The sequence below is a fragment of the Paenibacillus sp. AN1007 genome (genome assembly GCF_040702995.1).
Classification (GTDB): Bacteria; Bacillota; Bacilli; order Paenibacillales; family Paenibacillaceae; genus Paenibacillus.
In genome coordinates this window covers 3008891-3032573 of sequence record NZ_CP159992.1, presented here as the reverse complement: position 1 = coordinate 3032573, position 23683 = coordinate 3008891, and the positions used below count along the sequence as shown (strand labels likewise).

18 protein-coding genes are annotated in these 23683 nt (G+C 46.3%); 16 read left to right on the top strand and 2 right to left on the bottom strand.

Annotated elements, in window-relative coordinates:
- Window positions 1-4 precede the first annotated feature (4 nt).
- From ABXS70_RS13280 to ABXS70_RS13255, 6 genes are all read left to right on the top strand, one after another.
- On the top strand, window positions 5-301 hold the full coding sequence (locus ABXS70_RS13280; protein ID WP_366296263.1) for a hypothetical protein: 297 nt from the start codon (window positions 5-7) through the stop codon (window positions 299-301).
- 76 nt (window positions 302-377) lie between these two features.
- A complete protein-coding gene (locus tag ABXS70_RS13275; protein ID WP_366296261.1) occupies window positions 378-1670 on the top strand; it encodes an amidohydrolase in 1293 nt (430 codons plus the stop codon).
- 199 nt (window positions 1671-1869) lie between these two features.
- A complete protein-coding gene (locus ABXS70_RS13270; protein ID WP_366296259.1) occupies window positions 1870-2922 on the top strand; it encodes a dockerin type I repeat-containing protein in 1053 nt (350 codons plus the stop codon).
- Between the two features lie 79 nt (window positions 2923-3001).
- On the top strand, window positions 3002-4954 hold the full coding sequence (locus ABXS70_RS13265; protein WP_366296257.1) for an S-layer homology domain-containing protein: 1953 nt from the start codon (window positions 3002-3004) through the stop codon (window positions 4952-4954).
- A 272-nt stretch (window positions 4955-5226) separates the two neighbouring features.
- Window positions 5227-7062: a UbiD family decarboxylase gene (locus ABXS70_RS13260; RefSeq protein WP_342555795.1), complete on the top strand. Its 1836-nt coding sequence runs from the start codon at window positions 5227-5229 to the stop codon at window positions 7060-7062.
- Window positions 7063-7444: 382 nt separating this feature from the next.
- Window positions 7445-8551 carry an HD domain-containing protein gene (locus ABXS70_RS13255; protein WP_342555796.1) on the top strand — a complete coding sequence of 369 codons (1107 nt, stop codon included), beginning with the start codon at window positions 7445-7447 and terminating at the stop codon, window positions 8549-8551.
- Window positions 8552-8616: 65 nt separating this feature from the next.
- On the opposite strand, the gene ABXS70_RS13250 is transcribed toward ABXS70_RS13255, so the two are convergent.
- Window positions 8617-9867 (bottom strand): MFS transporter, encoded by a 1251-nt coding sequence (locus ABXS70_RS13250; RefSeq protein ID WP_366296255.1) that lies wholly within the window; start codon window positions 9865-9867, stop codon window positions 8617-8619.
- 279 nt (window positions 9868-10146) lie between these two features.
- On the opposite strand from ABXS70_RS13250, the gene ABXS70_RS13245 reads away from it, so the two are divergent.
- Both ABXS70_RS13245 and ABXS70_RS13240 read left to right on the top strand, forming a co-directional pair.
- Window positions 10147-10734, top strand: a complete 588-nt coding sequence (locus tag ABXS70_RS13245) for a TetR/AcrR family transcriptional regulator (RefSeq protein WP_342555798.1) — start codon at window positions 10147-10149, stop codon at window positions 10732-10734.
- Between the two features lie 54 nt (window positions 10735-10788).
- Complete coding sequence (locus ABXS70_RS13240) at window positions 10789-11265, top strand: SRPBCC family protein (RefSeq protein WP_342555799.1); 477 nt, start codon at window positions 10789-10791, stop codon at window positions 11263-11265.
- A 110-nt stretch (window positions 11266-11375) separates the two neighbouring features.
- Here ABXS70_RS13240 and ABXS70_RS13235 read toward each other — a convergent pair whose 3' ends face one another.
- Entirely contained in the window at window positions 11376-12401 is a 1026-nt protein-coding gene (locus ABXS70_RS13235) for a LacI family DNA-binding transcriptional regulator (protein ID WP_342555800.1), read from the bottom strand.
- A gap of 372 nt (window positions 12402-12773) precedes the next feature.
- On the opposite strand from ABXS70_RS13235, the gene ABXS70_RS13230 reads away from it, so the two are divergent.
- From ABXS70_RS13230 to ABXS70_RS13195, 8 genes are all read left to right on the top strand, one after another.
- Window positions 12774-13823 (top strand): 2,3-butanediol dehydrogenase, encoded by a 1050-nt coding sequence (locus ABXS70_RS13230; RefSeq protein ID WP_366296252.1) that lies wholly within the window; start codon window positions 12774-12776, stop codon window positions 13821-13823.
- A 171-nt stretch (window positions 13824-13994) separates the two neighbouring features.
- Window positions 13995-15308: a hypothetical protein gene (locus tag ABXS70_RS13225; RefSeq protein ID WP_366296250.1), complete on the top strand. Its 1314-nt coding sequence runs from the start codon at window positions 13995-13997 to the stop codon at window positions 15306-15308.
- A gap of 320 nt (window positions 15309-15628) precedes the next feature.
- Window positions 15629-16732: an NADH:flavin oxidoreductase gene (locus tag ABXS70_RS13220; RefSeq protein WP_342555803.1), complete on the top strand. Its 1104-nt coding sequence runs from the start codon at window positions 15629-15631 to the stop codon at window positions 16730-16732.
- Between the two features lie 664 nt (window positions 16733-17396).
- Entirely contained in the window at window positions 17397-18746 is a 1350-nt protein-coding gene (gene nagZ / locus ABXS70_RS13215) for a beta-N-acetylhexosaminidase (RefSeq protein ID WP_342555804.1), read from the top strand.
- Between the two features lie 75 nt (window positions 18747-18821).
- Window positions 18822-19526, top strand: coding sequence for a response regulator transcription factor (locus tag ABXS70_RS13210; RefSeq protein ID WP_342555805.1), 705 nt, complete (start codon window positions 18822-18824; stop codon window positions 19524-19526).
- Entirely contained in the window at window positions 19523-20506 is a 984-nt protein-coding gene (locus ABXS70_RS13205; protein ID WP_342555806.1) for a sensor histidine kinase, read from the top strand. The genes ABXS70_RS13210 and ABXS70_RS13205 overlap by 4 nt, the downstream gene beginning before the upstream one ends.
- 276 nt (window positions 20507-20782) lie before the next feature.
- Complete coding sequence (locus ABXS70_RS13200) at window positions 20783-21553, top strand: ABC transporter ATP-binding protein (protein ID WP_342555807.1); 771 nt, start codon at window positions 20783-20785, stop codon at window positions 21551-21553.
- Complete coding sequence (locus tag ABXS70_RS13195; protein WP_366296247.1) at window positions 21528-23492, top strand: ABC transporter permease; 1965 nt, start codon at window positions 21528-21530, stop codon at window positions 23490-23492. Before ABXS70_RS13200 ends, ABXS70_RS13195 begins: the two co-directional genes overlap by 26 nt.
- Window positions 23493-23683: the final 191 nt, after the last annotated feature.

The following is a 23683-nucleotide window of genomic DNA, read 5'->3' as shown; positions in this document are numbered from 1 at the left end:
TAACATGGACGCGATCGCCGTACTGCCTTATTACAGAGTACAGCGAGAGGTGACTGGTCTTGCACAGGAAGTCGAGAGGAATGCCCGAACCATGACCCTTTATGCAGATCGGATCGTGACAAGGTACAGGGAGTTTCTGATCACAGAAGTGTTCGATATGTCTTTCCGCCGAATGGGGGATAAGGGTGGATTTTTCTATCTGCATACGAGTACAGGAGTATATCCGTATATGGTGGAGATTGATCCCGGACCGTTCATCCAAACCTTTCACCAAGTGGCGATTGCCGGTCGATTAAAATGATTGACCTTGCCGCTGCGTAAAGGCTTACGCTGGTATTGGAAGAACTACATCCAATCCAGAGGAGCTGTGTATAATTATGAGTATTTTAATTCAACAAGCAACGATTCTAACAATGCAGGAAACCGAAGCCCCCTTTACGGGTGATATTCGTATTGAAGGAAATCGGATTGTGCAGATTGCTGCCCATATCCGACCCCAGCCGGGGGATGATGTGATGGATGGTCGGAACAAACTCGCGATGCCTGGTCTGATTAATGCCCACCAGCATTCGCCCATGAGCCTGCTGCGAGGTTTTTCCGATGACCTGAAGCTCATGGACTGGCTGGAGCGTAAAATGCTGCCTGCTGAAGCCCGAATGACACCCGAAGATATCTATTGGGGAGCAAAATTATCCATTGCGGAGATGATCCGTTCAGGAACGACATCATTTGCGGATATGTACATTCATATGAATGAAATTGCCGAAGCGGTCACCGAGACGGGAATCCGTGCATCACTGACACGCGGCATGGTTTTTATGGAGGATGATGGAGGACGCAGGCTGCAGGAAGCGATCGATCTGGTGCAGCGCTGGTCCGGTGCGGCGAATGGACGAATTACAACGATGTACGGGCCGCACTCTCCTTATACGTGTCCAATTGAACCGCTGCGTGAAGTGATTGCTATGGCCGTTCAGCAGAATGTACCGCTCCACATCCATCTGGCGGAAACGAAAGAAGAAGTGGAGAAAATACGCAGCCGTTATGGCATGACTCCGACCGAATATTTGGAGGAGGCAGGCATGTTTGAACAGTCGCATGTGCTGCTGGCTCATGCGGTTCATCTGAATGCCGCTGACATTAGCAGACTGAAAGGTATGCGCGGCGGTGCAGCTCATAATCCGGTCAGCAACCTGAAACTTGGATGCGGCACTGCACCGGTTGAAGCGATGACGGCTGAAGGGATTACGGTAGGAATCGGGACAGATGGCGCAGGCAGTACGACAACACTCGATATGTTTGAAGAGATTAAGGCGGCATGCTGGCTGCAAAAGCTGGACTACGGCGATCCGACGCGTATGCCTGCTCCTCGGGCGCTCCGGATGGCAACCCGGGGCAGTGCAGAACTGCTGGCGCTTCAGGATGAAGCAGGTATGCTGGCTCCCGGATACAAAGCTGATTTGATTCTGATTGATCTCGCCAAACCTCATCTGAAGCCAATACATGATGTAGAGGCACTGCTGGCCTATAGTGTTAACGGGGCAGATGTGCATACGACAATTGTTGATGGACAGGTGCTGATGAAGGACAGAAAGCTGCTGACGATTGATGAGGATGAGCTGTATCGTGAGGTAAATGTGCGTGCAAAACGCATTGTTGAAGGCATTTGAAAATATTTTTTTCTTGAATATAATATAAAATGGGAATTTTTTAAGGATCAAAACGCCGTGGGAGCTTATCCCATGGCGTTTTTTGTCGATTTACAACTGGGAGTAGTTCGTAAGACCTGTTCAGAATCGGTTCAGAATAGAACGTTATACTCAGTCTGTAATTGTTCAAATATGAGATATACACGAGGAGGAACATGAATTGAAGGGGAAAAAAAATAAACATAAGCAATTAAAGCCGATATTGAAAAAAAGCATGCTGGCCGCACTCAGTCTTGGCATTGCCCTGCCCGCAGTCGGCGCGCTTCCTCAGGTTCAAGCAGGAGAAATTGAACCCTTAATCAAAATTTCCCGCCCGGTACTTAATGATGGTATCGAATGGTTAAGTTATACATCGGATCCATCTCTGGTACCTTCTGCAGCCATTGAAGCAGGAGATAACACAGTCATGATTGATTTGAGCACTCATTTCCCGACCGATCAGTTTACTCAACTTAGCGCCATTTCAAATGATACTACAGTGGCTCGAGCATATGTAAATGATGAAAATAAACTGGTTGTTGTTCCCTTCCGCAGTGGTCATATCAAGATCGAGTTAAAAGCGCAGTATCGGTTGTCTGAGGCATTAGATCCGGTTTTCGAACCCGTTACAGATAACATCGAACTCTATATCAGTAAAAAAGGGGATTTAAACGGGGACGACAAGGTTGATTCTGCCGATGCAGCGCTGCTGTTCAGATATCTGCGTGATATGACGTCCCGTCGTGGTTATTCATATGTTGAAATGAATCAGGCAGACATCGATCGGAACGGTCAACCTGCGGCGGAAGATATGAATGCGTTACTGAAAGGATATGTCAGCGGGGCCCTTGGAGCGAAGGATAACAGCTATGTGCTGACTTTCCAGCAGGTATATGATGCTCCTTATGCGTTCAACGGCAAATTAGAAGGCACTATGCAAACCCAGCAGACCATTACTGGCACATATACACATCTGGACATTGATGGATACAATCCTATTAATTACCCACCTAATACGAAGTACCAGTGGTACACAGCCACAGATGAGCTTGGCAATGGGGAAGAAATCATTCAAGGAGCAACCTCGGATAAGTACACGATAAGAGACATAGACGAACATCAATATCTCATTCTCAAGGTAACACCACGCTCGTACTTGAATCAGCAGTTAGAGGGGAAAACTTTAGTAATTCGTGGAACACAAGCTGTAGAGGGTCCACCACCTCCGCCATGATCTGAACATATTTATGTCACTGTTTATAATTACTCATTAAATTTGTCAGTCACCCGAATTTAGATATGGAGGTTATTACATGCTTCAACCCCAAAAGAAACGTCCAAAAATGAGAAAAACAATGTCAGGTCTGATCATGCTGACGTTATTATCATCGCTTGTTGCGCCTGGTTTAGCTGGTGCTTATACTGCCAAGAACTCTCAAGTTGAATTTTCCGATGTAAGCGTACAAGCGGGGAAAACGGTCCATTTGCCAGTAACGCTGAAAGAGGCGGAATATCCGGTAAAAGCATATAATATGCAGATTGATTTTGATAAAGCTGCTTTAGAAGTTGTACGCATTACACCTAGAACGTACAGCACCATCGCATCTTCTCCTGAGGAAGAAACGACGCCTGAATTCCAATACTATATTAATAACGAAGAAGGCTGGGTGCGCATTATCTGGGTTGATTTAACAGGAAACAATCATCTCATTGATACGGGCGAGCAAATGTTTGATCTGGAGATTCAGGCGAAAAGCAGTGCTGTGCCAGGCAAAACAAAGCTTACCGTTAACCAAGCGGACAGCGAGCACTGGCGTGTTAACACGATAGATGAGAGTCCACCTTCTGAAATGTTAGGAGGAACAATCACGATTACAGCAGCAAGCTCGGGTGGCGGCAATTCCGGTTCACCTTCGACACCTGACACGGGCAGTTCTTCTGGCGGGGGATCTTCTGTGTCCTCACCTGTGTCGTCTTCTGCACCAACCACATCTTCCACTCCGGCGGCAGCCAAAGGAGTAGATATTTATGTGAATGGGCAGAAAAAGGAACAGTCCGCAACCGCTTCTACTTCCACATCAGGGAATAAGGTGACGACCACGATTCATGTGGATAATAACAAAGTGATCAATCAGGTGGGCAGTGGACTGCGCAGCGTCTTGCTCCCGGTTACGGGGACTGGCACTAACGCAGTCGTAGGGGAATTGAACGGTAAATTAATTAAAACTATGGAAGACAGTAACGCTGAAGTTATTATCCAGACAGATACAGGAACATATACCCTGCCAGCAAGCCAGATCAAAGTTGATCAAGTTGTAAAACAGCTTGGCGGCTCGGCTCCCTTGGAAGACGTAACCATTCAGATTACGATTGCTCCAAGCAGTGATACGAAGAAAGCGGTACTTGAAGCGGCAGCGAGTAAAATGAGCAATACCACTGTAGTTGGCGCTCCCGTAGACTTCGAAGTCAAAGCCGTATACAACGGACAGCAGGTTGACGTAAATCGTTTCAATGCGTATGTTGAACGTTCCATTACGCTGCCTAAAGATACAGATGGCTCCAAGATTACAACGGGAGTTGTGCTTCAGGCGGATGGAACGATGCTGCATGTGCCGACCAAAGTAATCAAAGGTGAAGTGAACGATGCTGCAGTCATCAACAGTTTGACGAACAGCACCTACGCTTTGATCTACCATCCAACCACATTCAGTGATATTTCCAGCCACTGGAGCCGTACCGATGTTGAAGATCTGGCTTCCCGTCTGGTCGTAGAAGGGCAAGGGGATCATACATTTGCACCGGATCGCAGCATTACCCGTGCAGAATTCACAGCTGTACTGCTGAGAGGTCTGGGCCTGCATTCCCCGGAAAATGACGTAACGACAACATTTACAGACGTGAGTTCCGACAGCTGGTATGAAAATGAAGTTCAAACGGCAGTTTCGTACGGACTGATCTCCGGTTACACGGATAACAGCTTCCGTCCAAACAGCGAGATTTCCCGTGCTGAAGCGATGACCATCGTTTCACGTGCAATGAAGCTGGTAGACTTGGCCAAAGCGGATGCTTCCGAAACGGCAGCACTGCTTGGTGCGTACAGTGACGGCAGTAAAGTTCAGGCGTGGGCTGCAGAGCCGGCAGCATCGGCTATTAAACAAGGTCTGGTGCAGGGTGCAGACGGCAAACTGATGGCGGACGCCGACGTTAGCCGCGCGCAGACCGCAGCTATAGTTAAACGTTTGTTAGCCAAAGCCGGATTGATCTAGACCAAATGAAACACCTGCCTTTCGTTTAACCTAATCGTTAAACGGAAGACAGGTGTTTTTTATATTTGCGATGGCGTGCAGCTTCGAGTTTAAACTAATGCTTTGTTTCATGACAGATCATTTGATAAAATAGAAGAGGCGCCCCGATGATTTTTTACAGACAAGGTTCAGCAGTGGATTACATATGTTTTTGCTGTATTTCATGTCAAGCGTCTATGTGAATATATGAACATAATCCTTTGAATTTAGTATACACAGAATGGAGCCATCCGATGAAATATTCAAATATGGAAGATTGCATTAACGATCTGGAGCAGCATGGTCATCTGATCAGGGTCAAGGAAGAGGTTGATCCCAATCTGGAGATGGCGGCAATTCATATGAAAGTGCACGCGGCGAAGGGACCGGCGCTGTTATTTGAGAATGTAAAAGGTTCCAGGTTCAAAGCCGTTTCCAATCTGTTCGGCACGGTTGAACGAAGCAAGTTCATGTTCCGCGAGACACTGGAAGGTGTGCAGCGGGTTATGGCTGTACGAGACGACCCGATGAAGGCACTTAAGACGCCATTCAAACATATTCGTACAGGTCTTGCGGCGTGGCAGGCGCTGCCTAAGCAGGAATCCATCAGCCTACCTGTAACGGCACAGGAGATCCGGATTTCTGACCTGCCGCTGATTAAACACTGGCCGATGGATGGCGGAGCATTTATAACGCTTCCACAGGTGTATTCAGAAGACCCCGACAAACCGGGTATTATGAATTCCAATCTGGGAATGTATCGTGTGCAGCTCAGCGGCAACGACTATGAGATGAACAAAGAAATCGGGCTTCATTATCAGATTCATCGCGGTATTGGCATCCATCAAGCCAAAGCGGTGAAAAAAGGAGAACCCCTGAAAGTCAGCATTTTCATCGGCGGACCGCCGGCACACACGCTGTCCGCCGTGATGCCGCTCCCGGAAGGTCTGAGCGAGATGACCTTTGCAGGTCTGCTCGCTGGCCGACGCTTCAGATACAGCTATAAGGATGGATACTGTATCAGCAATGATGCTGATTTTGTTATAACGGGTGAGATCTATCCCGGCGAAACGAAGCCTGAAGGTCCGTTTGGCGACCATTTGGGGTATTACAGCCTGACTCATGAATTCCCGTTGATGCGTGTGCATAAAGTGTATGCCAAGCCCAATGCGATCTGGCCGTTTACGGTTGTGGGACGTCCGCCGCAAGAGGACACGGCATTCGGGGATCTGATTCATGAGATAACGGGAGACGCCATCAAACAGGAAATTCCAGGTGTAAAGGAAGTCCATGCCGTTGATGCTGCCGGAGTTCATCCACTGCTGTTTGCGATCGGCAGCGAGCGTTATACACCTTACACGGATGTGAAACAGCCAACCGAGCTGCTGACCATTGCAAACCGTATTTTGGGAACCGGACAGCTCAGTTTGGCGAAGTATCTGTTTATCACTGCTGAAGACAAGCAGCCGCTTGACACTCATAAAGAAGTTGAATTCCTCACTTATATTCTGGAGCGAATGAACCTGCAGCGGGACATTCATTTCTATACGAATACGACGATTGATACACTGGATTACTCGGGAACCGGACTGAACAGCGGCAGTAAGGTTGTTATGGCGGCTTATGGTGACAAAATTCGTGAACTGTGTACGGAAGTGCCGGAAGCGCTGAAAAGTATTCAAGGTTATGACAATCCGCAGCTGATCATGCCGGGTATGGTTTCGATTCAGACAGCTGCCTTTACGAATTATGCAAATACGGCACAGGAAATGAAAGACTTCACGGAGCTGTTGCAGGAACGTGGAGGACTGGAAAGTTGTCCGATGATTATTGTATGTGACGACAGTTCGTTCCTGAGCGCCAACCTGAGCAATTTCTTGTGGGCTGCGTTTACGCGCAGTAACCCGTCACACGACATGTATGGTGTGAACAGCAGTTATCATCACAAACACTGGGGCTGTGATCAGATCATTATTGACGCGCGGGTCAAACCACATCAGGCACCGCCGCTTGTTCCCGATGCATCTGTTGAGAAGGCTATCGAACGCTTTTTCGCGAAGGGTGCAAGTCTGGAATCCATTAAACTCTAGCGGTATTTTGTTGTCGAGGGAGAGCATCTCGTCGATAGGATGTCGTTTTTTACATGGTGGATAAGACAGATGAAGAACGAGTATAAATGGAACATGAAGACAAGGAAGTCCATCAGCAGCATGGGCTTCCTTTTTTATAGAAAACGGTATATAGAAGATGTTGAAGTAGGTTGAAATAATGTATTCCGTACAGAAACCGGGACAAACAAACATTTTTATTATAAGAATAAAGTCTTAGATGTTCATATTTGCCTAAATGATTAAGGTCATTTGGACTATGTAAAATAGTTGGAATTCAAACGATATAAGAAGTAGAAGTATGTCTTGGCTCCGATCCATCCGGGGCTGTTAACTATAAACAATTGTCCAGGGGGAGTTCCGATTGAGAATCCATATTATGAACCTGCAGGACGGAGACCGTCTGACAGCGGATACGTTTAGTGATGCAGGGCTGCACATTCTCGGAAAGGGGACTGTCATTCGAAGCGATGATATCACCCTGCTTATGCAGCATCGTGTAGATTACGTAGATATTGAACTGCGTGACGAAGGCATTACAGAAGCCGAATTTTTTGCTGCTTCAATGAAACAGACACAGGGATCAAGCAGCAGTACAAACGGCACAAGCAGTAAAGAACAACCTCCTGAAGAAGAGATGAAATCTCAATTCCTTCAAACTGTACATAATTATCAAAATGCATTTCTGGAAGCGCTGACGGTAGGCAAGTTTAATGCCACAATGGTGGATGATGCCCTGCAGCCTATGGTCGAAGGTCTTGATGAGCAGAAGGATGTTGTGCATCTCCTGATGATGCTGGAACGGGATGACGTTAATAATTACACCCATTCCATTCAGGTAGGTCTTTTATCCTTTTATATCGCAAGTTGGATGGGATATTCCCAGTCAGAAAGTTACTTGATCAGCCGCGGAGGTTACCTGCACGATATCGGAAAGTGTAAAGTTTCACACCGGATTCGCAATAAAACAGAACCTTTGACGGCGGATGAACAGCTTGAACTGCAGCGTCACACCATCTATGGGCACGAGATCATTAAAAACTCGATGACTGATGAGGCCACAGCTCTGGTCGCTCTGCAGCATCATGAACGGGAAGACGGTTCAGGCTTTCCGATGCAGCTTGGAAAAGGTGAGATTCATCCGTATACCCAAATTGTGTCCGTGGCAGATATATACATAGGTATGCGATCCGGTAATCATGGCGCGAGCAATCCGAATCTGATTAACAACCTCAGAGATATCTACAGCATGGGATTTGGCAAATTAAATGAGAAACCGGTTCAGGCGTTAATGCAGCATCTGCTGCCTAACTTTATTGGCAAACAAGTGCTGCTCAGCAATGGAGAAAAAGGTGTTATTGTGATGAACAATGCATCAGATATCTTCAAACCGCTGATTAAAGTCGAGTCGGAAGAATATCGGGATCTGTCCAAAGAGCGCACCCTCTCCATTAATGAACTGCTCATTTGAACCGCAAAAAAGTCATAGGAAACGAACCTCTCGTCATTCGATAAGGGGTTCGTTTTTTAGTGGAATCACATGTTGTTACGGTGATTATGGTTAACCCTGGATTGAAGGGAGCGATCGAACTGACGATCGACAATCCATAACAGTAGAGCTGCTGTACTAACAGCCGCACCCAACCAGCAAACACCTGTCCAGCCTGACCAGGCGTAGACATGGGTAGAAGTGATAGAACCAACCGCACTCCCAATCGAATAAAAGATCATATACGATGCCGTCAATCGGCTCTGAGCTTCGGGACGGACTTGATAGATCAAACTCTGATTCGTGACATGTACTGCCTGCACAGCAAGGTCAAGCAGGATAACACCGAGGATTAGAAACCATAGAGACGTATGTAACAATCCGATCGGTATCCAGGATAATATCAAAATGACAAGGGAAACTCCGGTAGTCACCTGCCCGTAACCTCGGTCTGCTTGTTTGCCTGCTTTAGCCGCAGCCAAGGCGCCCGCAGCGCCTGCAAGTCCAAAGGCACCTATGAATGTGTGTGACAAAGATAATGGAGGGGCACTGAGCGGCAGCACCATGGCAGTCCAAAGGATACTGAATGCCATAAATATCAGCATGGCAAGTAAACCGCGAACGCGAAGCACGCGTAACGATGTATACAGCCGCAGGGTGGAGCCAAGTAATTGAAAATAGCTTATTTTGTTGTCTGTGACGGGTCGGTGAGGGAGTATGCGTATTAATACCAGTATGCTTATCAAAGTAAGGCTCGCAGATAATAGATAAACCGATCTCCAGCCCAGCCAGTCATTCATGGAACCTGCCACAGTTCGCGCGAGCAGAATGCCAATCACAATACCGCTGGTGACTCGGCCGACCATCGTACCTCGCTCGGAATCGGCCGATAAATGGGCGGCATAAGCAACAAATGTTTGTGTGATTACAGCTAACAATCCAACGATTGCAAGCCCTATTAGCAGTAAGGGATACGAATCAGAAGCTGCAGCAAAGATTAAAGCCAAAGCCGAGAAAAGCATCTGTATAATGATCAGTTTTCGACGATCGACGATATCTCCTAGCGGAACAAGCAGCAGCAAACCTAGGGCGTAGCAAATCTGAGTAACCGTGATCACAGAACCGATTGAAGCAGTAGACAGTCCGAATTCAAGGGCAATGGAATCCAGCAAGGGCTGCGCGTAATAGATATTTGCGACAGATAAACCGCTGCATACGGCAATAACCCAAGCGAGTGCGCTGGTCATGCCCTCTTTCTTTTGATTGGATGCTTGTAAATGTTGATGTGATGTGTGCATTGGTATCTCCTCTCTTTAATGTACTGATCAGTATAATATAATCGGGATTAACAATATATTTTTTGAAATGGATTGTCAATAGTCTCGAAAGTTTGAACTTGATGGACAATTCGGAAGAAGGATCGTATGTAAGATCAAGGCGCTTGTAGCATGGAAATTTACTATAAATATAATTTTATCTTTTAGACTGATATTAAAAAAGAGCCTTTCCGTTTGGACTTTTTTACATTGTTGAGTTAGAATAAATCTATACTGTTCGATAAATAAAGGGGCGGTGTTATGGTTAGGAAAAGGGAGTTCAATACAGATGAAGCACTTGATGCTGCTATGCACGTATTCTGGATCAAAGGGTTTGAGGCAGCGTCCTTAACGGATTTAACGACGGCAATGGGGATTCAACGGCCCAGCTTGTATGCAGCTTTTGGCGATAAAAAAGATTTGTTTGAACGTGTGCTGCGAAGGTATACGTCTGCACATGCAGCACAAATAAGAGCAAAGCTTACTCAGGGTGACTCTGTAAAGAAGGCTTTTAGGGGAATATTTGAACAGATTGCATCAGAAGGTAATGGAAACAGACCCAGTCACGGTTGTTTTTGTATCAACACGATGGTTGAACTCGCTCCACATGATCCCAAATTTGCTGTTTTAACACGTGAGCATCAGATGTATTTAGCGGTTATTTTCAGAGAGGCTCTTGAAAAAGGCCAGCGGAGCGGAGAGTTGGCAGGTAATGCAGACACGGGGCTTATGGCCCAATCGTTGGTAGTTTCCATGATTGGGTTAACGGTGTTGATGAAGTCAGGGCCGGAGCGTTCGTTTATTGAGCAGAGCATCCAAGCATCATTAGCCGTGATGGGCCCGTTTTAACGGCTAACGCGAATTTAACCATTCAACTCGTAAAGAGCGGAGGCGTAACAGCTGATGGTCGAAGTGACTACTGTGACGAAAATTTATGCTCCCATTGAAGATTGTTTTGATCTGGCTCGTGACATTGAGGTTCATACACAGACGGTATGGAAGCATACAAGAGAACGAGCTGTTGCCGGGGTAACCAGCGGACGAATTGGGTCAGGAGATACGGTAACGTTCGAAGCCGTGCATTTTGGCATAAGACAGAGATTGACATCACGGATTACTGCCTACGAGCGGCCTTTTCTGTTTGTTGATGAGATGAAGCGTGGAGCGTTTAAAAGCATGCGGCATGAACATCATTTCAGCAGTTGTGGGGAGAAGGGGACCTGTATGACAGATACACTCCGCTTTGAAGCACCGCTCGGATTTCTTGGCTGGGCAGCAGAACGGCTTGTATTAAAAAGATACATGAAGGCTTTTCTGGAAAGTCGTAATGCTAAACTCAAAGTGATGCTGGAACAGTGTGTGAGAAACAAAGATTCATAGAGAAATTGAAGCAAGAATGAAACAATGATGAAAATATAGAGTTAAACCAAAGAAGGTGCTCGCACAGGTAAGACCTGGTGAGCACCTTTTAGCAGTATAAGCTGGATTGTCTAGCTTGAAGAAGAGCGGATCATGGCTACGCTGGACTCACGCACAATCAGGCGCGGCTCAAACTGGATATGTTCATAATCCACAGTGCTCATCTCGCGAATTCGCTTGAGCAGCAGTTCAGTCGCGAGCCGGGCAACCTCCTCCCCCATGATTGATACAGAGCTGATCTGAGGCGATGAAACGGTCGTCCACTGATTGTTATCCACCCCCACCACAGCGACGTCTTCGGGAACGCGCACACCCAGTGCTTTGAAGCGGTTTACAAGTCCAATCGCGACCATGTCATTAATCGCATAAACAGCATCCGGCATATGTGTGAGTCCGTAGAAATAGTCCGCCGCACTTGCTCCTGTCGCTAGTGAGAAATCTTCGCCGAAATACACAAGCGAAATATCCACATGTCCAACAGCCTGTTCATAAGCGCGATAACGTTCTTCGATGATATCTTTCGGGGCTCCGGCATAAGCGATCCGAGTTCTTCCGATTTTGAACAGATGATCCATGACCAGTTTCCCTTCAGGCTGTGATAAGGAGACGATATCCGCTTTGATGCCCGGCTCCAGTTTTTTCCCGTAGTTAATGATGGAGATGGGGAGGGGAGCCTTGTCGATTAATCCAGGCAGCGTTTTGGGATATGCTAGTGGCATAAAAATGAGACCGTCTACGTGTAATTTCTTGACGTTACGTATCGTTTCAAGCTCAGTCCTGGCATTGCCTGCCGTATTAATCTGTACAACATGGTATCCATGCTGTTTCGCGGTCTGTTCAACAGACCAAGAGATTTCGGGAATGATTGCATTTCGGATGTCTGGAACAACAAGTGCAATTTGGTGTGTTTGGCGGATCTTCAGACTCTGGGCTGAAGTGTTTGGCACAAATCCCAGCTCTTCGATAGCCTGCATCACCTTTTCCCGTGTTGCGCTGCTGATCCCGTCCGAATTATTAATCGCTCGTGATACCGTCGCAATTCCCACCCCAGCACGTTCAGCGACATCTTTAATTGTGATTTTCTGATCTTTACTCACGTTATAGTTGACCTCACTTCATCGGAAACGATTCCGTATTTTCGACTGATGTATGTTTTGTAAGGTAGGCATATAACTTGATTATACCATTGGAGCAGGCCTGCAGCTCGTCAACGGACTGAAATTCATGTAATTTTATGCATTTTTATGTTTAATTTCCTAATAAATCATTAAAAATGAACGATTATATGCAAGATTTTTGTTATATACTGTTTAAATTTTGATTTAACAATAGGCTGCAGCGCAATAATACTCACTTGATCGACATATTTCTGGAGAAATATGTTTGACAGGGTATCTCAAATGTGACATATTTAATTTACGGAAACGTTTCCGAATATACACGTAATAATCATTTGGGAGATGAATGAAATGAAAGCATTGCGTTGGCATGGTGTTAAAGATCTTCGTCTGGAACATATTACTGAACCTCAACCTGAACAGGGCAAGGTGAAAATAAAAGTGGAATGGTGCGGCATCTGCGGCAGCGATCTGCACGAATATACAGCTGGACCTATTTTTATCCCTGCTCAAGATCCGCATCCGCTAACAGGGGAGAAAGCACCGATTGTGATGGGGCATGAATTCTCCGGGCAAATTGTTGAAGTGGGTGAAGGGGTAAGTCGTTTTCAAGCGGGGGACCGTGTAGTTGTGGAGCCAATTTATGCATGTGGTCATTGTGAGGCTTGTAAACAGGGCAGATACAATCTCTGTGACAAGATGGGATTTTTGGGTCTGGCCGGAGGCGGAGGCGGTTTCTCCGAGTACGTGACAGCCGATGAGAACATGGTTCATGCGATTTCGGATTCAATTTCTTACGAGCAGGGTGCTCTCGTTGAACCTTCTGCAGTAGCCCTTCACGCAGTACGCCAAAGCAAGCTGAACGTTGGCGATACTGCAGCGGTATTCGGTGCAGGACCAATTGGACTGCTGGTGATCGAGGCGCTTAAAGCATCCGGTGCTTCAGATATTTATGTTGTCGAACTGTCACCGGAACGCAAAGCTAAAGCAGAAGAGCTGGGTGCAGTTGTGATTGACCCAACCGAATGTAATGTGGTTGAGGAGATTCACAAGCGTACCCATGGCGGTGTGAATGTGGCTTATGAAGTAACCGGAGTTCCACGTGTGCTGCAGCAGGCTATTGACTCAACATGCATCGGCGGCGAGCTGATGATTGTAAGTATTTTCGAACAGGAAGCTCCGATTCAGCCGAACTCGATCGTAATGAAAGAACGTACTGTGAATGGTATCATCGGTTATCGTGATGTGTTCCCGGCTGTCATTCGGTTGATGGAAAAAGGATTTTTCCCTGCGGACAAGCTGGTGACCAAACGAATTGTGCTGGATGAGGTCGTAGAACATGGATTCGAAGCGCTGTTGAAAGAGAAAAATCAGGTGAAAATCCTGGTTAAAGCAGAGTAGATCTTCATTATTATAGTAGACATCATATCTTCGGATGTGAGAGTCTACTTTTTTTTGCTTAAAAAGGGCGAAATTTGTTGCAGTGTAAGCACCTTTTACATACTATAAAAAGATACAATTTGTATCGTTTTCAAATGATTTCAGGCTAACATGTTAAAGGAGGATGTGGACATGCAAAGGAAAGTTACATGGACAGCGATCTTACTGGCTCTTGTCGCTGGTGCTGGCTGGATGTTTACGGGGAACTCGAAGCCTAAAACGAACACACCGGCAGCAAGACCTGAGACAGCGGATCGAGGGACTGTCCAGGTGTCTAACGCCCCGTTCCAATCGGTGGATGTAACCCATAGACTGGAGCTGCTCGGAAAACCTTTTAAGAAATCGCCTTACGCCAACAACGTCTGGGACATGCAGCTCTACAACGGTAAAATCTATCTGGGTCATGGGAACAGCAGTAATGTAGGACCCGCACAAAACGCAGGGCCAATTCCTGTCATCTATTTTGATACTGCGAATGCCCAGTTTGAGACACAGGCGGTGACTAACAGTAACCCGAGTATAGTACCTTCAACGAGAAAGTATGTGGATGAAGAACAGATTGATCTCTTTAAAGTAATGAATGGAAAGCTCTATATTCCCGGCCATGACTCCGATGGCGAGAGCTGGGACTGGGGAAACTTTTACCGGCTGGATGGGGAAGTGTGGACCAAGTATCGCAACCTGCCTAAAGGAGTGCACGTCTATGATCTCGCATATTATAAAGGGAAAATGTTTGCCGCACTTGGTACGGAAACGAAACCAACCGTTCTAATCTCGCATAATGAAGGGGAGAGCTGGCAGCATTTTGCCACGATCAACACATTTGGGTTCAGAGCGTACACGCTTTTTGAAATCCAAGGCAAATTGTATGCTTCTGCCATGATGTATCCTGCCAATAAACTGTGGAATGACAAGACGAATATTCTGGAGATTAATGAACGCTTGGAAAAAAGAGACGTGGTCATCTATGGCAGTAAAATGCTCCCTGGGTTGACGTATCAGCAAGGTACGGTGCCGTACAATAAAATCGGCAAAAATATTAATTTCAATAATAAGCTGGTGTATATTGCGGGTGGTGTCTTTAATGACAGCCAGCTGCTGCCCAAATCATTAAATGTGATGACAGATATCAATCAGGCAAGAAGGGTCAATCTGCCAGATGCCAATGCACTGCCGACGGATCTTCTCGTGCGCAGCGACAAGGTGTATGTGCTGACGTATACACGGAAGCAGGCGAATGTGTATGTGAACCGGGTTTATCAAACAAGCGATCTAACAGCATGGGATGAAATCTTACGTTTTACACAGGATACCTACGCCAAATCATTTGAAGAGCATGATGGTGATTTTTACTTTGGTCTGGGAACGGACCCCGATGTAGGTTCTGCTTCTTCTGGAAAGCTGCTGCGGGTCAATCGGTATGATATTCCCGCAAAATCAAATTAAATATTCAGGAAGATTATGGATTATATTATATGCTGCATCCACATTGTTGGTGACCAGGAGAGATGCAGACGATATGCATAAAATGCAGAGCAGTTTGCAGTATCGAGGTCAATGGACAGCGGCTTTTACAAGGCTGTTCTTTTTTTTGCCTAAGTTCATGTGAGAAATTTGTTTGAAAATAAAAATAATAATCTATAAAATGGATAAAGAAACGACTCATGACAGTCCTAGGCGGCCGAGATTTGCCGGATTCATTACAGCATGCTGCATCTCAAGGTAAGTGCGAAATATCTACTTTCCAATGCAAAGGAGACTAAATCATGAACATACCTTTATCTTTATTCGAACCGTTCACTTCCGACAAGCTTACCTTGCCGAACCGAATTGTTATGGCACCGATGACACGTGGATTCTCACCGAACGGTGTACCCGGGCCCGATGTGGCTGAATATTACCGCCGGAGAGCGGCTGGCGGCGTGGGACTTATTATTACGGAAGGCACGGGCATAAACCATCCGTCCTCGGTAAGTGGCGAGAGCATTCCGCTTTTCTATGGAGAGCAGGCACTGCAGGGGTGGAGTGAAGTTGTCAAGGCTGTCCACGATGCAGGCGGAAAAATTATGCCTCAGCTCTGGCATGTCGGCACCGCGCGGCGCTCAGGAGACCTGCCTAATGCAGATGCTCAGCCGGTAAGTCCATCCGGAATCAGCATGGCTGGTGAAGCGGCATATGAACCGTTAACTGAAGCGGAGATTCAAGAGCTAATACAAGCGTACGCCCATGCGGCGGCTGATGCCAAACGAATTGGATTTGACGGCATTGAGCTTCACGGTGCTCACGGATATTTGATTGACCAATTTTTCTGGGCACAGACGAATCGCAGGTCTGACAAATATGGCGGTGATCTGGTACGCCGAACACAGTTTGCAGTGGATGTCATTGAAGCCTGCCGAGCTGCTGTAGGACCCGATTTCCCGATTATTCTTCGTTTCTCACAATGGAAAATGGGAAGTTACGAGGCTAAGTTAGCCGAATCGCCAGAGGAGCTGAAACAGTTCCTGCAGCCGCTCAGTGCTGCTGGTGTAGACATATTCCACTGTTCCACACGCCGATTCTGGCTTCCGGAATTCGAAGGATCTGATCTTAACCTTGCTGGCTGGACCCGGAAAATCACCGGTAAACCAGCTATTTCAGTTGGCTCCGTAGGCCTTGAGTCGGAGTTTGTGGAGCGATCGGCTGAAAACAAGGGAACAGGTGATGCACATCTCGATTTGTTGAATGAGAAGCTGGAGCGTGGGGAATTTGATCTGATTGCGCTTGGACGTGTACTCCTTAGTGATCCCGAATGGCCGCTCAAGGTTCAGGAGGGGCGGACCTCGGATATCATTCCGTTCTCCAATGAAGTGTTATCGAAATTATACTAGGGCGTGTCTTGAAGCCCGCTGAAGTGCATCTTTTACCCCCTTTTCGCCCCCTGCGGCGTCAGTTTCCCTTGACGTGCCCCGGCACGCCTGCAGTAAACTTCCTGGCTGGGAACGAAAATTCGGCAAAATTGGCTTCCTCAGCGTTTTCAGACACACCCTAAAAATTCAACATATGAAAAATTCATAAAAGAAAATTCAAAAAGATTACTTTAATCCATAACCAGCCACAACGAAAATTTTAAAGCAAACGTATAAAAATCACAAAACAAACGTATCAAAACCTTAATAAAAGTTATTGAAATGGTAAATAAAGTCATTTGTAAGATGTCACAATGAAGCCGCCGCAAGGCGGCTTTTTTAATTGATTTTTAAATTTGTAACTTGCGTAACTGCTGCTGATTCTACCTATAGATGATTATTTCAACATATGAAAAATTCACAATAATAAACTTCCATGCCGCGCATCATTTTGATATTGTGCTACAGCTGCACTCGCTCACGTTAAAACGAATATATCTACCACACCTCAATACGAAGTGACAGAAAAAGTTTGGATCCTGAGACTTATTTTGAAAATCACTAACCTTATGGTAAGGTTAGGCCAAACAAACGGAAAACTGAAAAATCGCTATAATGCACAATAGATGAGGAGGCGGAATATCCTTTGAACGGATATAGAAATGTACGCTTTAAACGACAGAGCAAATTATTACCGGTGCTGGTGCTGCTTACAGCGGTCATTCTCGTATTGGCGGCATGTGGACAGGCCTCGAAACCAGTACCTGAAGCAGGCTCTAGTAACGGGTCTAACACGAGTCCGAATACAGCCTCAGAGAATCGTGATGAGAATACGGCTCCCTCTGAGGATGAGGGGGAAGAAGAAGCTCAGCAGGAAGCAAGCCAGGACGAAACAGACCCGGTAAAGAAGAAGCTGCAGCAGCTAACGCTGGAAGAAAAAGTGGGTCAGATGATTCTTGCTGGTGTGCAGGGAACGGCGCTGGATGAGCAGGCGAAACAAATGATTGCTGACCAGAAGATTGGCGGCATTATTTTCTACGCGAGCAACGTAACAACGCTTCAGGGAACGGCTGCTTTTGTACAATCGATCAAACAGACGAATGGGCATAATCCGGTTCCCATCCTGATGAGTGTCGATCAAGAGGGCGGCAAGGTAAGCCGAATGCCAGACACGGTCGAGTCCATTCCATCTAATCGAAAAGTAGGCAAAACGAATGATACAGCACTTGCTGAGGAGATGGGCACACTGCTGGCGAGACAGATCAAACTTGCGGGTTTTAATGTTGATTTTGCTCCTGTACTGGATATTAACAGTAATCCGAAGAATCCAGTCATCGGGGATCGATCCTTCGGCACTACGGCTGACCTTGTTACACGTATGGGGATTGCCGAGATGAAGGGCCTGCGTAGTGAAGGCGTTATCCCGGTAGTGAAACATTTCCCTGGTCACGGTGATACTTCAGTAGACTCCCATCTGGACCTGCCCGTGGTGAATAAATCGGAAAAGCAGCTTGCGGAACTGGAGTGGATTCCATTTCAGGCGGCGGTGAAAGAGAATGCCGAGGCGGTAATGGTTGCCCATATTTTATTTCCCAAGCTGGATTCGGAATATCCGGCTTCCTTATCTAAAATAATTATTGGGGATCATCTGCGCGAAAAGCTTAAGTATGATGGTGTAGTGATCACAGACGACTTAAGCATGGGAGCGATCTCCAAAAACTACCCATTGAACAAGGCTGCAGTTGCAACCGTTCAAGCGGGAAGTGATATTTTGCTGGTGGCTCACAGTTATGAAAGTGCCAGAACGATTTTCGACACATTAATCAGTGCCGTGAAGTCAGGCGAAATTAAGGAATCCCGTATTGATCAGAGTGTATATCGTATTTTGGCATTGAAGCAGCATTACAAGTTATCGGACGATCAACAGGCCGCCGGAGATGTGAAACAGTTAAACGCAGATATTCGAAGCTGGCGCAAGCAGGTCGATGCCCGCTGATCTATCCTGTGTTATGATTTGGCTATGAGTAGAGGGGAATGTGCTATCATAACAGGTTAGAGGAGAGAGTTTTTCATGTATACCATTATGATTATCGAGGATGATCCCAAGATCGCGGGACTACTAAAATCACATATTGAACGTTACGGTGACCGAGCTGTATTAGTTGAGGACTTTGAGCAGGTGGCGGAACAATTCAAGCAGATCCAGCCTCATGTCGTTTTACTGGATATCAACTTACCGAGCTATGACGGGTTTTACTGGTGCAGACAGATCCGCACGATATCGACATGTCCCATTTTGTTTATTTCTGCAAGGAGCGGCAAGATGGATCAGGTTATGGCACTGGAGAACGGGGCCGATGATTATATTACCAAGCCGTTCGAACATGAGATTGTTATGGCTAAAATTCGCAGTCAGCTGCGCCGGGTGTATGGAGATTATGCTGTCCATGATGAAGAGCGTAAGGTCGAACTGAACGGACTTGTGGTGTATTTGGAGAGGCTCGAAATTGAACTCGGCGATCAGAAAGTGCAGCTAACCAAGAAGGAAACGATTTTACTAGAGACGCTGATGCGCCGCAGTCCAAAGCTGGTCAGTCGGGAAACGATCCTGGAGAAGCTCTGGGATGACTCGTTTGTGGATGATAATACACTTAGCGTCAATATTACTCGGGTACGCAAACGTCTTGCCGAACTGGGTATTACCGATGCGCTGGAAACGGTGAGAGGCTCCGGATACAGGCTGATTAATAACTGGAAAGCAGCATCATCGTTATGAAGCTGTTTATCCGAGAACATCTCGCTTTGACGTGCTGGGTGGTAGCGATGATGCTGACTGTGGTAGCGGTCTTCTGGTACGATGGATACGATCATTGGAAGACGGCCCTGTACGCTGTGGGACTAGGATTGTTTCTGTATGCCGGGTATCTGGTGTATCGCTACATGTCACACCGAGCTTTTTACAGCCGGATGACACAGCCGGTGAATTCGCTAAATGAATTGGTAGCGTTACATGAAACAGCGCCGCTATCAGCCTCCTTGGAGAAACTGCTGGATTCCCAGTATGGGCAGTATCACGCACATTTGAGCCGTCTGGAACAGAAGCAGCAGGAATATCTTACGTTTATGAACCAGTGGGTACACCAGATGAAAACACCGTTATCGGTCATTGAGCTGACGGTGGAAGAGCAGGAGGACGATGATGCTCGTTTTCGCAGTATTCGTGAGGAAGCAGATCAGATGCGCCGGGGATTGGAAACGGTTCTATATGTCGCAAGGCTGGATACCTTCGAGCAGGACTTCAGCGTTGAGCCGGTTGAACTCCGGGCGGTAGGTGAAGAAGCGATCCATGAGTTGAAACGATTTTTCATTCGCAACCATGTGTATCCCGAGATGCAGATTGATGCTTCGCTGGCGGTGCAGTCTGATGCAAAATGGCTTCGATTTGTGCTGGTACAAGTGTTATCCAATGCTATTAAATATGCAGCAGGCAGTGAACAGAAAGTGCATCTTCGCGCCTACAGAGCGGAGTACAACATTGTACTGGAAGTTCAGGATCATGGGATTGGCATCCCCAAATCGGACCTCAATCGGGTGTTCAGACCTTTTTTCACCGGGGAGAACGGAAGGCATTTTAAGGAATCTACAGGCATGGGGCTGTACATCGCGAAAGAAGTGCTGACACGTATGAATCATCAGATTGAGCTTGAATCGGTGTATGGGGAAGGAACAACCGTGCGAATCACATTTCCGACATGAACGGAAGAAATCATGAATGTCATCCTGAAGAATTATAAATGAGTTGAATATGAGCTGCATGTGAATGATCACGACGCCTTTTGCCTAGATGCGAGGAAGGCGTCTTTTTCTCGTGATTTCTGAGAGGTGCGGAACCTTACAATATTGTCACGTTGGTGAAAGGTTAACCCATAGGAGAATGAGTGGGGTTTCAGGTAGACTGAAGTCAGAAGGTTAGCTAGAAGATAAATACGAAGTAGTTAAAATGAGACGTTAATCGTTAAAGGAGTTGTACGTATGGAGATATGTTCCGTCAAACAGATCAGCAAAATTTATAAAGGGATTGTATCCTATGAAGCCTTATCAGGCATTGACCTCAGTATTCAAAAAGGAGAATTTGTCGGTATCATGGGGCCATCCGGCAGCGGCAAAACAACGCTGCTGAACATGATTTCAACGATTGATCATCCCACTTCAGGGGAACTGCAAATCGCAGGTCAGAACCCGTTTGAGCTGGATTCGGATCAGCTGGCTTTGTTCCGTCGCAGAGAGCTGGGCTTTGTCTTTCAATCGTTCAACCTGCTCAATACATTGACGGTAAAGGAAAATATTGTGCTGCCTTTGACTCTGGATGGCGTTTCAGTTCAAGAGATGAACGAACGAGCAGCAGATCTGGCAGGCAAGCTGGGCATTGAAAGTATTCTGAACAAACGCACGTATGAAATTTCGGGAGGTCAGGCGCAGCGAACAGCGATTGCCCGGGCTTTGATCCATTCTCCCAAGCTGATTCTAGCGGATGAGCCGACAGGCAATCTGGATTCCAAGGCAGCCAAGGATGTGATGGAGATTCTCGAAAAGCGCAATCGAGAGGATCAAGCGACGATGCTGCTCGTAACCCATGATGCTGTGGCAGCCAGTTTCTGCAGCCGAGTGGTCTTCATTAAGGATGGTCAGTTATATAACGAAATTCATTACGGTGATAATCGGGCGGCCTTCTATCAGAAAATTATTAATGTATTATCCCTGATGGGAGGCTCCGGACATGAATTTTCGCCAGTTCGCCATTAATAACGTTGTTCGAAACAAACGGATTTATCTGGCTCATTTTCTAAGCAGCACATTCTCGGTCATGATCTTTTTTATCTATGCCCTGCTGCTGTTTCATCCAGACTTAAAAGATGGTTTGAAAGGTTCGTCACAGACGGTGACGGTGCTTGCCAACCAGGGACTGATGATTGCCGAAATCATTATTTTCATATTCTCTTTCCTGTTTCTGCTGTATTCGGTCGGTTCATTTCTGAAGACTCGGAAGAAGGAATTTGGTATCTTCCTGATCCTCGGCATGACTCGGAAACAGATGAACCGGCTTTTGTTTATGGAAAATATGTGTATTGGCTTAGCCTCCATCGTGGCAGGTATCGGACTTGGACTCATATTTGGTAAATTAGTTTTGCTCATTTGCGGTTCCATGCTTGCGGTGGAGAATAGTCTGAAATTTTATTTTCCTCTCAAAGGAATCCTCTTAACAGCTGGAGCGTTTCTGCTGCTCTTTGTGGTCATTGCTCTATCATCGTCATTGTTGATCCGTAAGGGAACGCTGATTGATCTGGTGAAGTCGGAGGAAAAACCAAAGCCTGAACCTAAAGCATCAAGCTTGCTTGCGCTGCTCTCAATTGTGTTGATTGGTGGAGGATATACCGGCGTATTTATTTTTGCTTGGGGTTCGTATATTTTCCCTTTGCTTTTTGGCAGTGTGCTTAGTGTTATTGCAGGTACGTATCTACTGTTTACGCAGCTTAGCGTGTATGTCATTCGGGCACTGAAAAAGAATGAAGGGTTATTTTTACGTAAAACCAATCTGCTCTTCCTGTCCGAGCTTACCTATCGCATGAAAGATAATGCCGTGATGTTTTTTATGGTCAGTGTTATCTCTGCTTCCGCGTTTACAGGCATTGGCAGCATGCTGACTATAGGTGATCCAAGGCTGTCTTCCATGACGAATCCATATGCTTTTACTTATACGAACTCAGGCTTTACGGATTCAGCGGTCATTGATCGTCAGATCCGAAAAATTGAAGAGACCCTGGTTAATCGCGAAGTTCCATATGTGAAAGGTAGTTATCAGCCACTCTATGAGAACAATAACAACTATATCGTAAAACTCAGTGAATATAACCGACTCGCCAAAGCACTTGGTTATGAAGAACGGGTACTGGATCGCAATGATCTGGCGTTTAATACAGCACCCAATATTACAGCACGCAATAAACTGTTAGATACGAAAGAGGACAGTTACCCATACTCCGCTGACTTGTATGTTGGTGAACAGCAGCATATACAAGTGCAGATGCTGCCACCGGCAGCCGATATCGTGTTTCCGATGGATGGTGAGGCGGGCGTCTACGTTGTTTCTGATGACCTGTATTCCAAGATTCGAGAAGCATACATTGCAGAGATTAAGATGGATATTGATTTTTACTCCGATCAGACGACGTTTTTTGTGGTAAAAGACTGGATGTCGACGCGCAGTTTTGCTCCGGAATTGCTGGAGACGATTGAGAAAGACCGCCCGGAGAAGGGATATGTTCAGTTCAATTCTCTTGTCGTGGACTGGCTGAATAATAAACAAACCAATGGCATTATTCTCATCGTAAGTGGATTGATCGGTATCGTATTCTTCACCTTCGCGGCGAGTTTCACCTATTTCAGGCTGTATGCAGATTTGGAGCGAGATGAGGCACAGTATCGCATGATTGGGAAAATGGGACTCAGCCGCCCGGAACTTCGCAAAATCGTAACAAGACAGCTGCTGCTTATGTTTTTCCTGCCGCTTCTGGTAGCATTAATTCACAGCACGGTGGCATTTACGGCGCTCTATCAGTTGGTTCAGTTCTCCGTTCTGGAGCACAGCCTTCGTATCTTCATGGTGTTTGTCTCGATGCAGATTGTATTCTTTGCACTGGTACGTTGGCGTTATCTGCGTCATATGTATTCAAAGCTGGTGTAAATGAGCAGTGCACATAATATACTTCACCGCTTTTATCAGCCTTGGCCGGGAGGTCAGGGCTTTTTCTTTTTTAGGTAAGATCGAAATAAGGAAGATATAAGCAGCACATAAGATAGAAGGAATAGTAGGAATGAAGGGAGTTGTTATATAGTAATAATAAATAGACACAAGATAGAAGCAGAATAAAGAAT

Excerpts from the sequence above, each read along its gene's own strand:
- ABXS70_RS13245 (WP_342555798.1), top strand. The coding sequence starts at position 10,147 with ATGGTTAGGAAAAGGGAGTTCAATACAGATGAAGCACTTGATGCTGCT.
- ABXS70_RS13240 (WP_342555799.1), top strand. The coding sequence starts at position 10,789 with ATGGTCGAAGTGACTACTGTGACGAAAATTTATGCTCCCATTGAAGAT.
- ABXS70_RS13195 (WP_366296247.1), top strand. The coding sequence starts at position 21,528 with ATGAATTTTCGCCAGTTCGCCATTAATAACGTTGTTCGAAACAAACGG.
- ABXS70_RS13275 (WP_366296261.1), top strand. The coding sequence starts at position 378 with ATGAGTATTTTAATTCAACAAGCAACGATTCTAACAATGCAGGAAACC.
- ABXS70_RS13220 (WP_342555803.1), top strand. The coding sequence starts at position 15,629 with ATGAACATACCTTTATCTTTATTCGAACCGTTCACTTCCGACAAGCTT.
- ABXS70_RS13200 (WP_342555807.1), top strand. The coding sequence starts at position 20,783 with ATGGAGATATGTTCCGTCAAACAGATCAGCAAAATTTATAAAGGGATT.
- ABXS70_RS13225 (WP_366296250.1), top strand. The coding sequence starts at position 13,995 with ATGCAAAGGAAAGTTACATGGACAGCGATCTTACTGGCTCTTGTCGCT.
- ABXS70_RS13205 (WP_342555806.1), top strand. The coding sequence starts at position 19,523 with ATGAAGCTGTTTATCCGAGAACATCTCGCTTTGACGTGCTGGGTGGTA.
- ABXS70_RS13280 (WP_366296263.1), top strand. The coding sequence starts at position 5 with ATGGACGCGATCGCCGTACTGCCTTATTACAGAGTACAGCGAGAGGTG.
- ABXS70_RS13265 (WP_366296257.1), top strand. The coding sequence starts at position 3,002 with ATGCTTCAACCCCAAAAGAAACGTCCAAAAATGAGAAAAACAATGTCA.
- ABXS70_RS13210 (WP_342555805.1), top strand. The coding sequence starts at position 18,822 with ATGTATACCATTATGATTATCGAGGATGATCCCAAGATCGCGGGACTA.
- ABXS70_RS13230 (WP_366296252.1), top strand. The coding sequence starts at position 12,774 with ATGAAAGCATTGCGTTGGCATGGTGTTAAAGATCTTCGTCTGGAACAT.
- ABXS70_RS13260 (WP_342555795.1), top strand. The coding sequence starts at position 5,227 with ATGAAATATTCAAATATGGAAGATTGCATTAACGATCTGGAGCAGCAT.
- ABXS70_RS13250 (WP_366296255.1), bottom strand. The coding sequence starts at position 9,867 with ATGCACACATCACATCAACATTTACAAGCATCCAATCAAAAGAAAGAG.